Annotated in this window: 9 protein-coding genes; 4 read left to right on the plus strand and 5 right to left on the minus strand. The window is 63.5% G+C overall.

The window, feature by feature from the left end; translation table 11 throughout:
• On the plus strand, positions 1-2281 hold a 2281-nt coding region (locus tag WBB85_RS14735; RefSeq protein ID WP_432639359.1), incomplete at its 5' end, for a DUF1989 domain-containing protein.
• A 15-nt stretch (positions 2282-2296) separates the two neighbouring features.
• On the opposite strand, the gene nadC is transcribed toward WBB85_RS14735, so the two are convergent.
• Genes nadC through nadA form a run of 3 tightly spaced genes read right to left on the minus strand, consistent with a single transcriptional unit; the run spans position 2297 to position 5742 of the window.
• Positions 2297-3148: a carboxylating nicotinate-nucleotide diphosphorylase gene (nadC, locus tag WBB85_RS14740; protein ID WP_432639360.1), complete on the minus strand. Its 852-nt coding sequence runs from the start codon at positions 3146-3148 to the stop codon at positions 2297-2299.
• Positions 3145-4710, minus strand: a complete 1566-nt coding sequence (locus tag WBB85_RS14745) for an L-aspartate oxidase (protein WP_432639361.1) — start codon at positions 4708-4710, stop codon at positions 3145-3147. The genes nadC and WBB85_RS14745 overlap by 4 nt, the downstream gene beginning before the upstream one ends.
• A gap of 9 nt (positions 4711-4719) precedes the next feature.
• Positions 4720-5742, minus strand: a complete 1023-nt coding sequence (gene nadA / locus WBB85_RS14750; RefSeq protein WP_432639362.1) for a quinolinate synthase NadA — start codon at positions 5740-5742, stop codon at positions 4720-4722.
• Positions 5743-6095: 353 nt separating this feature from the next.
• Between nadA and queF the strand changes: the two genes are divergently transcribed.
• The 3 genes from queF (at position 6096) to WBB85_RS14765 (ending at position 8395) form a co-directional block, all read left to right on the plus strand.
• Positions 6096-6560 carry a preQ(1) synthase gene (gene queF / locus WBB85_RS14755; RefSeq protein ID WP_432639363.1) on the plus strand — a complete coding sequence of 155 codons (465 nt, stop codon included), beginning with the start codon at positions 6096-6098 and terminating at the stop codon, positions 6558-6560.
• A gap of 118 nt (positions 6561-6678) precedes the next feature.
• On the plus strand, positions 6679-7077 hold the full coding sequence (locus WBB85_RS14760) for a hypothetical protein (protein ID WP_432639364.1): 399 nt from the start codon (positions 6679-6681) through the stop codon (positions 7075-7077).
• A 70-nt stretch (positions 7078-7147) separates the two neighbouring features.
• Positions 7148-8395, plus strand: a complete 1248-nt coding sequence (locus WBB85_RS14765) for a PqqD family peptide modification chaperone (RefSeq protein ID WP_432639365.1) — start codon at positions 7148-7150, stop codon at positions 8393-8395.
• A gap of 12 nt (positions 8396-8407) precedes the next feature.
• On the opposite strand, the gene WBB85_RS14770 is transcribed toward WBB85_RS14765, so the two are convergent.
• Both WBB85_RS14770 and WBB85_RS14775 read right to left on the minus strand, forming a co-directional pair.
• Positions 8408-10054 (minus strand): amidohydrolase, encoded by a 1647-nt coding sequence (locus WBB85_RS14770; protein ID WP_432639366.1) that lies wholly within the window; start codon positions 10052-10054, stop codon positions 8408-8410.
• Positions 10055-10109: 55 nt separating this feature from the next.
• Complete coding sequence (locus WBB85_RS14775; protein ID WP_432639367.1) at positions 10110-11141, minus strand: extracellular solute-binding protein; 1032 nt, start codon at positions 11139-11141, stop codon at positions 10110-10112.
• Positions 11142-11221: the final 80 nt, after the last annotated feature.

Raw genomic sequence — 11221 nt, forward strand, 5'->3', positions numbered from 1 at the left:
GCGTCATCCGGTGCCGGGCGGCGGCAGCCGTGCCGTGCCGATCCAGAAGGGCGACGAGATCACCGTACAGGACCGCGAAGGTCTGCAGCCGGTCGAACTGGTCTTCTTCGCCCCCGACGGGCGTTCCGATGCCGGGATGATCGGCGCGAAGGGCGGCCGCGATCCGAAAGGGCTGAAGACGGCGCTTCTGTCGGACCCGTCGGGCCGCAAGGTGGTGCGGGCGCTTGAGGTGGCGGGGTTCGATCTGGCCCGCGCCGACGGGGTTCTGGCCTTCGCGGAAGGCTCGCGCCCGGGCGATACGGTCAGTTTCACCGCCTCTTCGGACGGGCTCCTGATCGTCTGTGCGGCAGGTGGCGCGATGGAGCCGCATGAGCAATGGGCCCCGACCGAGGTCGTCCTTTATATCCGCCGCGCAGTGCTGCAGAACATGCCCGACCGGCTCTTGCCGCCCGATCCCCTGGCCGATCCGCTGATCGACGCCAATATCCAGCCGGGGCAAGCGGTGCCCTATCTCGTGAAGGCCGGGCAGTTCATCCAGATCCTCGACGTGCAGGGCCGGGAATGCTCGGACTTTCAGGCCTTCTCGCTGCGCGCCCTCGACAAGGGGATCGAGCGTGAGATCGACCCGACCACGACCCGTTCGCTGATGGGATCGCTTTACCCAAAGCCCGGCCTGCACGCGAAGTATTTCAGCGTCGATCAGGAAGCTCTGGTCGAGATCGTGCAGGACACGGTCGGGCGGCACGATACGTTCGGGCTGGCCTGTACCGCGCGGTATTATGAGGATCTGGGCTATCCCGGCCATATCAACTGCTCGGACAACATCAACCGGGAACTGGCCGCCTATGACATCCGCCCGCGCGGCGGCTGGCCCGCGATCAACTACTTCTTCAACACGCTGCTCGACGACACCCATGCGATCGGCATGGATGAGCCGTGGTCGCGGCCGGGCGACTATGTGCTCCTCAGGGCGCTGACCGATCTGGTCTGCGTCTCCACCGCCTGCCCCTGCGATATCGACCCGGCCAATGGCTGGAACCCGACCGATATCCAGGTGCGGGTCTATGACAGAGGCGAGGATTTCAAGCGCTCCATAGGCTGGCGCAAGACACCGGGGGCTGATTTGGAAGAGACGAAGAAAACCGGATTTCACGACTGCTTCGCCCGACACACGCGGAATTTCGTCGAATATGCAGGCTACTGGATCGCCAATGACATGACCGGCCATGGGGCTGTCGCGGAATATTGGGCAGCACGGGAAAAGGCCGTGGTGATGGACCTTTCCCCGTTGCGCAAATACGAGGTGACGGGGCCGGATGCCGAGGCTTTGATGCAGGTCTGCGTGACCCGCGATGTCAAGAAGCTGCCGGTCGGCGGCATCGTCTATACCGCGATGTGCTATGACCATGGCGGCATGATCGATGACGGCACCCTGTTCCGGTTGGGTGAGACGAATTTCCGCTGGATCGGCGGCAATGACCAGTCGGGCCTGTGGCTGAGGAAAGAGGCCGAGGCCAGGGGGCTGAATGCCTGGGTCCGCGCCTCGACCGACCATCACTGCAATATCGCCGTGCAGGGCCCCCTGTCGCGCGACATCCTGAAGGATGTGATCTGGACCCCACCGCATCAGCCAACGGTCGGGGAACTGGGTTGGTTTCGCCTGACCATCGGCCGGATCGGCGATTTCCACGGGCCATCGGTCGTGGTCAGCCGCACCGGCTATTCCGGCGAGCTGGGATACGAGGTCTTCTGCCACCCGAAAGACGCGGAAGCGGTCTTTGACGCGGTCTGGGCTTCGGGCGAACCGAAGGGGATGATCCCGCTCGGACTGGAAGCGCTGAACATGCTCCGGATCGAGGCCGGGTTGATCTTCGCAGGCTCTGAATTCGACGACCAGACCGACCCGATGGAGGCCGGGATCGGTTTTGCCGTGCCGCTGAAATCGAAAACCGACGACTTTATCGGCCGCGCCGCCCTGGAGGCCCGCAAGGCGCATCCGCAGAAAAAGCTCGTCGGCCTCGATCTGGAGGGCGGCATCGTGCCCACGCCCGGCGACTGCGTCCATATTGGCAAACCGCAGATCGGTATCGTCACCTCGGCGGTGAAATCCCCCGCCCTCGGCAAGGTCATCGCCCTGGCGCGCCTCGATGTCACCCATGCCGCAACCGGAACCGAGGTCGAAATCGGCCGCCTCGACGGCGACCAAAAACGTCTGAAGGCCCGCGTCGTCCCATTCCCCCACTTCGATCCCACAAAGGAAAGGGTCAAGGGAAACTACTGAAACGGGTGTGAGCGGTCAGAAGTCGAGGCCCAGATCCAGCACCTGCGCCGAATGGGTCAGCGCCCCGCAGGATATGTAATCAACCCCGGTCGCCGCCACTTCGGCGATCCGGTCGCGCCGCATGTTCCCCGAGGCGTCGGTGACAAGACGCCCGTCAACCATGGCAACAGACTCGCGCAATGTGGCCGTGTCCATATTGTCCAGAAGTACCGCATCCGCCCCGCCGGTTTCCAAAAGCTCGGCAAGCTGGTCCAGCCTGTCCACCTCGACCTCTACCTTGACCATATGGCCAAGGGCGGCGCGGGCCGATGACAATGCGGCGCAGATACCGCCGACGGCCGCGATATGGTTGTCCTTGATCAGTACCGCATCGAACAGGCCGAAACGGTGATTGGTGCCGCCGCCATGCAGCACCGCCTGCTTTTCAACGATGCGCAGACCGGGGGTGGTCTTTCGCGTGCAGGTGATCCGTGCGGTTGTTCCGGCTGTTTCGGCGACAAAGGCGGCGGTCAGCGTCGCGATGCCCGACATGCGACCGGCGAAGTTGAGGGCAACACGCTCCGCCATCAGGATCGACGCGGCGCGTCCGCTGATCCGCATCAGAGCGTCACCCTTAACGCAGGACGCGCCGTCAGGCCGCAACGTTTCGATCCGCAGCGCCGGATCGACCAGCCGGAAGGCGAGCGCCGCAATCTGCATGCCGGAGACCACACCCGCCTCACGCGCGACGATGGCCGCGTCATAGGTCAGATCGTGCGGGATGACGGCGCGCGTCGTGAGGTCACCCTGACCGCCCAGATCCTCGGTCAATGCGGCCCGGACCAGAGGTTCGAGGATCAGGTCAGGCAGAGGCGGAAAGGTGGTCACAGGCAACCCTCATTGGCTTTGGCACGCAATTCGCGCGCCTGGTCGAGTGTCAGATAGCTTCGTCTTGGGGCGGTGCTGTCGGGGTCCGGGCAATCGCTGCGGAAATGGCTGCCCCGGCTTTCGCGGCGGTCAAGGGCGGCGGCGGCGATCAGCGTTGCCGTGGCGGTCATGTTGCGCATCGGTTCACAATCCCCGGCTGCCTTCTCAAGCAGCGCAATCTCGGACAAGGCGCGCGACAGACCGTCACCGTCACGGATCAGTCCGACATGGGTTTCCATGATGGATCGCAACCGGGCAAGTGCGCCGGGATCGGGCCGCGTTGCTGCCGCCCCGCTGAACACAAGGTTCACTGGCGGTTCCGTCCGGGTGGCCTCTGGCAGCCCTTCGGCGATGTCGCGTGCGGCGGCATCGGCATAGACCAGCGCCTCCAGCAACCCGTTCGAGGCCAGCCGGTTTGCACCGTGCAGGCCGGTCGCGGCAACCTCGCCGCAAGCCCAGAGCCCTGTCAGGCTGGTCCGTCCCGCGGCGTCGGTGGCCACCCCGCCCATGTGGTAATGCGCGGCGGCGGCGATCGGGATGGCCTGGCGCACAGGGTCGATGCCCGATGCGCGGCAGGCGGCGGCGACGGCAGGAAAGCGGGTTGCGATATCGGCACCGACGGCTGCCCGCGTGTCGAGCATCGGGCCCCGCCCCGCCATCGTCTCGGCAAAGACTGCGCGGGCGACGATATCGCGCGGTGCCAGTTCGGCATCGGGGTGCAGACCGGTCATGAACCGGTCACCCGCACGGTTGATCAGCACGGCACCTTCGCCCCTCAGCGCCTCGGTCACAAGCGGGGCCGGGTTCGCTCCGGTATCGAGCGCGGTAGGGTGGAACTGCACGAATTCCGGATCGGCGATCAGGGCACCGGCGTGGGCGGCAAGGCCCAGAACCTCTCCCCTTATGCGCGGCGGATTGGTTGTGCGGGCATAAAGCGCGCCCGACCCTCCACCTGCCAGCAGGACCGCCGGACATGCGAGGCGCGCCATGCCCGTGGATCCGTCCGACCGCGCCAGCCGCAGACCAGACACCGCGCCAGCCGACAGTTCCAGCCCGGTGGCGATCACCCCTTCCATAACCTGAATTGACGGTGTTGCACGCACATGGGCGATCAGCGCCTCCATGATCGCGCGGCCCGCCTGATCGCCACTGACACGCACCACGCGGGGGGCTGAATGCGCGGCCTCGCGGCTCATCACATAACTGCCCGCCGCATCGCGGTCGAAGGGGGTGCCCAAAGCGGTCAACGCAAGGATATGGTCCCGCGCCGCCCCGGTCACACGGGTCGCCACATCCGCATCGACGATACCTGCACCGGCGGCGATTGTATCGGCGGCATGGGCTGTCGGACTGTCGGTCGCGGCAAGGGCCGCCGCGACCCCACCCTGCGCCCAGGCCGAGCTTGCGCCCTGCCCCAGGGGATCGGGCGACAGGACCAGAACCGGACGCGGCGCGAGCCTTAGCGCAGCGTAAAGCGCACTCAGCCCAGCACCGACAATGACGATCCGGTCGGTCTTGGTCACGTCAGAGACTCACACCGACAGTTCGATCATCCGCTCTACCGCGCGGCGGGCGGGGGCGGCGATGGCGGGGTCGACCTCAACCGGTGTCTCCATCCGGTCGAGCGACCTCAGGATCTTTTCCAGCGTGATCATCTTCATATAGGGGCACATATTGCAGGGCCCGGCAAAGTCCACCCCCGGCAGGGCAGAGGCGATGTTCGAGGCCATGGAGCATTCGGTCAGCAGCATCGCCCGGTCAGGCCGCTGCCGGTCGAGATAGGAGATGATGCCAGAGGTCGAACCCGAGAAATCCGCCTCGGCCACGACATCGGGCGGGCATTCGGGATGGGCGATGATGCGGGTATCGGGCTCGGCCGCGCGGAATTCGCGGATCTCCTCGGCGGTGAAACGTTCGTGCACGATGCAAGCGCCATCCCACCAGACGACGCGCTTTTGCGGCACCTCTTTGGCGACGTTCTGGGCCAGGTATTTGTCCGGCGTCATGATGACGGTATCGCCCTCCATCGCCGCGACGATGCGTGCCGCATTGGCCGAGGTACAGCAGATGTCAGACGCGGCCTTCACCGCCGCCGTCGTGTTGACATAGCTTACCACCGGCGCGCCGGGATAGCGCGCCCGCATATCGGCGATACCCTCGGGCGTGATCGATTCCGCCAGCGAACAACCCGCCCCCATATCGGGCATCAGCACTGTCTTCGACGGGTTCAGGATTTTTGAGGTCTCGGCCATGAAATGCACGCCGCATTGCACGATGACATCGGCCTCGGTCTTCGTCGCCGCGATCGCCAGTTGCAGGCTGTCGCCGACCACATCAGCGATACCGTGATAGATCTCGGGTGTCATGTAATTATGGGCGAGGATGACCGCATTGCGTTCCGCCTTCAGCCGATTGATGGCAAGGATATAGGGCGCGTGGCGGGCCCAATCGGCCAGTGGCATCGCATGGCTCACATGCGCATAAAGATCGCGTGTCGCCTCGGCGGCCTCCATCGAAGGCGTCAGATCATAGCGGTCCAGAAGCGCGTCATACATGGTGGCGGTCCGTCCTCAATGCGAAGGTCAATGAAAAGGCTGTATCGGGTGGCGAATGCCTAGCGATTGACTGCCCTTACGGCAAGAGTCAACCTTGGAGAGAAGTGATCGGGCAACCAGGCCGAGACAGGATGCCGGTCAGGGCAACCTCTCAGTCCCTTACACGGGCCTCAACTGAGAGGGTGCAAGGTTCCAAACCGCCTCGCTTAGTCAGCGCTGAAGCATATCTTCAGGCGAAATACTCACTCATTTCAGGACGCCCCCCTCAGCCCGGAGGCCGCGCATTCTTCCGATGCTTGACGGGATCGCCCTGCTCTGTCAGGGCGATGCCTTCACGTCCAATGAGGGATGAAATGACCACAACCGACGTTTCAGGCCTGACCCAGCTGGGGGCTGCGACCGAACAACCTTCTTCACCCGAAACCGCGATACTGGAGCGTGTTCCAGCGGGCCATGCGGGCACGAAATACGTGGTTCGCTTCACCGCGCCGGAATTTACCTCGATCTGTCCGATGACGGGGCAACCCGACTTCGCCCATATAGTCATCGACTACATCCCCGGCGACTGGCTGGTGGAAAGCAAAAGCCTCAAGCTCTATCTGCATTCCTTCCGGAATCACGGTGCGTTTCATGAGGATTGCACGATTGATATCGGCAAGCGGATCGTCGATCTTCTCGCGCCGGAATGGCTGCGGATCGGCGCCTATTGGTATCCGCGCGGCGGCATGCCGATCGATGTCTTCTGGCAAACCGGCGCTGCGCCGGAAGGGGTATGGATACCAGATCAGGGCGTGCCCCCCTATCGCGGGCGCGGCTGAGGGTCCGGACCACCGGTCTGACAAATGACCCGACCATGGTCCGTACCCGACGCCAGGTTTTTGGGTCACCTTTTCTCATGACATTGCATCGGGCAATGACGTTCGAAAGGAGACCAACATGAGCAGCGAAATGGACGCCGTCCTTTCACGACGCCGCGCACTGACCCGTTTGGGCGCATTGGCGCTTGGCGCATATTCCATCCCCGCCTTCACGACCTTGAGCATTGCCGAAGCCAAGGGCTCCGGCTCATCCGGCGGTGGCGGCGGGTCGGGCCGCAGCGGTGGTGGTGGTGGTGGATCGGGCCGCAGTGGCGGCGGATCGGGCCACTCAGGATCGTCGGGCCGGTCAGGTTCGTCGGGCCGGTCAGAATCGTCCAGAAGCTCGGGGCGGAGCCGTTCGGACGGCGGATCCCATGGAACTACAGGGCCAAGCAGCGCTGGCGGCGGCTCGCACGGCACCACCGGGCCGAGCACCTGCTCGGGGCCGGGCGATGACGATGCCGGCTGCGGCGGCTGAGTGACCTCATAGAGGTGGAATATCTACGCCCCGGCATGGTAATCCATGCCGGGGATACTTTTCAGGCACCATGAAACGACACGACACACCGACTCAATCCGCCTACATCCGGTTTGAGGGGCTGAACGCCCCGGTGCTTCTGGACGGATGCACGGAACTTCTGGAGCCACTTGCCCGGATCATTCCGCATTGGCCCTATTCCGTCAGCGCTGAGCCGGGAGACACCGAACCGACATCGACCATTTCGCGGATCAGGAAAGGCCGGTACACTATCGCGTCGCTCTCGACCTGTGGCGAAACGCGTGAATTCAACGCCGTAAACGCGATCTGCGACATGATCGTCGAACTGTCCTGCGAGCTTCTGCGGTCTGGTGAGCAGTTGATGTGCCTGCACGGCGCTGCGGTCGAGATCTCTGGCCGTCTCGTCATCATTCCCAATGTCCGTCGCGCCGGGAAAAGCACCCTGACCGCCTGTCTCGCTCATCGCGGGTTCCGCGTCTTCAGCGATGATTTCTTTTCGGTGGGGCTGGATCCGGACGGACGCTTTCAGGGTGTTGCGATGGGGGTCAGCCCGCGCCTGCGCCTGCCAGTACCCGAGAGTTTCAGCACCGGGTTCCGCGATTGGGTTTCAACCAATGACGGCCCGGCCAACCGGCAGTACAAATACCTCACCCTTCCGGACCAGCCCGCGCATGGGAGCGAATGCCCCCTTGGCGCGATCATCTTTCTCAATCGCAAAAAGACAGGCCCGACCACGCTTGAACCCATGGATATGCACAAGGCCGTTGCGGCATTGCTGCATCAGAATTTCGCCCGGACCGTTCATTCGGGCACCATTCTGCATATGACCAAGGCATTGCTGTCAGCCGTCCATCCGCATCGCCTGACCTATTCCTGTGCCGAGGAGGCTGCGGCCTTTCTTGAAACTCGGTTTTCAGATTGGCCCGCCGACCCTCCCGTGGCGCGAAATCAGCATCTGATCGAATTCCGCGAAGTGGATGAAGAACTGATCGCAGCGCCCATGCCGGAGTTTCATCGCGATGCGATCTATGTCCGCAAGCACGGCTATTCCGAAGTCACCATGAATGGCGGTCACTACCTGACGGATGCATTCGGGCTTGGCGTACACCGGCTGAACGATGGGTCGCTGGCGATCTGGCGCTTGCTGGAAGAGCCGATGGACCTTGATGACCTTTGTGATGTCCTTGCCCATGCTTTCCCCGATGCGCCGCGCGCGCAGATCGAAGCGGACAGCACCAAGATGCTGACACGCTTTGTCGAGCATCGGTTGGTAGAGCCTGCGGGCCGGACAGGCTGAACCATCAGCCGGTCACGCGTCGTAGGTGACGCGCCCGCCACAGATCGTGACCCTCGCCCGCGCCTTGTCGAGATCGCCGGTTGGCATCGCCTCGATATCACGGTCCATGACGACGATATCGGCCATCATGCCCGCTTTCAGTCGGCCCTTGCGGCGCTCGTTGAATTCCACCCAGGCATTGTCACATGTGTAGGAGGCCAGCGTTTCACGCAGACCCTGCCGCTGGTCGGGCCAATGCGGGGGCAGGTCTGCCCCGTGGACCGCGCCCTTGACCGTGGGCATGACATCGACCGGCACCACGGGCCAGTCGGTGGAAAAGATCACCTTCGCACCTGATGCACGGATTGTCCGCCAGGCGAAGGCCGTTTCGAATTGATGCGGATGCAGCAGATCGCCCGGCTCATAGGGCTGGAAAAGACCGCCCCGTGGCGAATGCAGCGGCTGGATCGACGCAACGGCCCCCAGCGCCTTGAAGCGGGGAATGTCGTCGGGATGGATCAGCTCGATATGCTCGACCCGGTGACGGCTGTCGCGCGGACCATTCGCCTCGCGCGCGGCCTGATAGCCATCCAGCACCCGGCGTACGGCACCATCGCCGACCGCATGGACCGAGATCTGCAGTCCCATGCGGTCGATCCTGCGGCAGGCTTCGGCAAAATGCGCAGCCTCGAACAAGGCGTCGCCGGTGGTGTCGGTGCCGGGATAGGGGATCAGCGTGCAGGCGGTGCGGCTGTCGATGACGCCATCCATGAACATCTTGACCCGGTTGCACCAGACCATGTCCGTGGCAAAGCGCGCCCGCATCTCTTCGGCCTCGGCGAGCCGGTCGAGGGGATCGTAATTCTTCAGATGCATCGGCACTTCGACCCGGGCGATCAGATCGCCCGCCGCGTCCAACTCGCTCAGAAGTTCAAGCTGATAGAAATTGCCATCCATGTTGTGCAGCCCGGTAATCCCGTGCGAAGCGCAATGCGCCAGGCCACGGGCCAGAACCTGCTTGTCATAGGCGCGTTCCTTCGGCCCCGGCGCGGGTTCGGGATCGCGGCCCGTCACGAAGCCCATCAGGTCGCGACCGCCAAGTTCGGTCAGAGCCAGAACATGGGCGAAGGCCTCAGGCTCGCGCAGCTCGCCCGCCGCAGTGCCATCGGCGGCCATCACGATCTCGCTTCCGTCGGGCAGGTCGGCGCCATGCAGGATACCCGCCAGTTCCATCGCCTTGGTATTGGCCCAGACCGTGTGGTGATCGGCCGCCATCGCGGCAAAGGGCCGGTCGGGCAGCACCGCATCCAGATCCTGCCGGGTGATCGACCGTCCACCCATCGCGTGATAGTCGATGGGTGTTGCAAAGATCAGCCGGTCATCCGGGCGTGAGGCGGCATAGGGACGGACCGCGTCGCGGATCGCCTCCACGCCATGCACCCCCAAAAGGCTGAGATAGCCCAGCTCTGCCGATCCGCCGAACAGATGCACGTGACTGTCGATGAAGCCGGGCAGAACGGTTGCCCCGCCCGCGTCGATCACCCGCGCCCCATTCGCAAGCGCCCGGATATCGGCTGTGCTGCCCACGGCAGTGATCGTGCCGCCGGTGATGGCCAGCGCCTCGGCGTCCGGTCCGTCGAATGTGATGACGCGGCCATTCAGAATAACGATGTCAGTCATGTCTTTGCCCCGGTTCGGCACGCCCGGATAGAGGGCGTGCCGACAGTTGGTGGGATTACTTCAGAAGCTCGGTCCAGATCGCGGTATAGATCTTCTGCGTTTCGGGTGGGCAGATCCTCGCGACATAGGCAGAAGCCTTCAGGTCTTCGGGAATATTCACCTCGGGCGCAGATGCCATGTCTTCGGGCATGAACGCCTCGGACCCCTTGATCCCGTTGGCATAGCGCGCGAAGGCCGAAATCATGCCGGCATTTTCCGGGTCCATGATGAAGTTCATGAAGGTCTTGGCTTCATCCACGTTCTTGGCGTCGGCAAGGATGGCAACGTTGTCCATCCAGACCGGGAAACCCTCTTTCGGATAACCGAAGACGACGTCAGGGTTCATCAGACGCGAGCGGAACGAAGCACCGTTCCAGTTCACGCCAGCCGAGATATCGCCCTTGGCGTATTTCTCGACCGTGCCATAGTCGATCGACAGCCAGTCCTGCTTGGCGGCCAGAAGACCGTCGCGCACCTTCGACAGAACCTCCTTGTCCTCAGTGCATTGTTCGCCGCCATAATATTTCACGGCCAGCCCAAGGACGTCATTCATTTCGGGGACAACGCTGACCTTGCCCTTCAGCTCATCAGGCGGATCAAGGAAGATCGCGGCAGTGTTCGGATCGCCGCTATAGACCGACGTGTTGACGGTGACGCCAACCGTGCCCCATTGCCACGGCACGGTAAAGTTGCGCCCCGGATCGAAATCGACATCGACCCAGGCCGGGTCCATGTTCTTGAAGTTCGACATCTCGTCGGGGCGGCTTTCCAGCAGCAGGCCCTCGCTGATCCAGATCGACACATAGGTGTGGGTCGGAACCACGATGTCAAAGCCGTGCCCGCCGGCCTTGACCTTGGCCAGCGCGGTGTCGTTGCTGTCGAAATCGGTGATCGTGACCTTGATACCGGTCTCTTTCTCGAACTTCTCGATCAGTTCGGGGCTGGTGTAGTTGCCCCAGTTGTAGATGTTCAACTCGCCCTCGGCCCATGCGGTGCCTGCCATCGCAAGCGATGCCCCGGCCAGCGCGGTGATCAGTCTGGTCTTCATCTTTCGACTCCCTTGTTGTGCCCGGAACCGGGCTTGATTGGCGGCACTCAGGTCTTCCGTCCCGTCAGGTAGAAGAAGAA

The sequence above is a fragment of the Albidovulum sp. genome (assembly GCF_049646345.1).
Classification (GTDB): domain Bacteria; phylum Pseudomonadota; class Alphaproteobacteria; order Rhodobacterales; family Rhodobacteraceae; genus Albidovulum.

What these genes read in the sequence shown, in the direction of transcription:
- nadA (WP_432639362.1), bottom strand. Translation starts at nt 5,742, where the DNA reads ATGTATGACGCGCTTCTGGACCGCTATGATCTGACGCCTTCGATGGAG.
- queF (WP_432639363.1), top strand. Translation starts at nt 6,096, where the DNA reads ATGACCACAACCGACGTTTCAGGCCTGACCCAGCTGGGGGCTGCGACC.
- WBB85_RS14760 (WP_432639364.1), top strand. Translation starts at nt 6,679, where the DNA reads ATGAGCAGCGAAATGGACGCCGTCCTTTCACGACGCCGCGCACTGACC.
- WBB85_RS14765 (WP_432639365.1), top strand. Translation starts at nt 7,148, where the DNA reads ATGAAACGACACGACACACCGACTCAATCCGCCTACATCCGGTTTGAG.
- WBB85_RS14770 (WP_432639366.1), bottom strand. Translation starts at nt 10,054, where the DNA reads ATGACTGACATCGTTATTCTGAATGGCCGCGTCATCACATTCGACGGA.
- WBB85_RS14775 (WP_432639367.1), bottom strand. Translation starts at nt 11,141, where the DNA reads ATGAAGACCAGACTGATCACCGCGCTGGCCGGGGCATCGCTTGCGATG.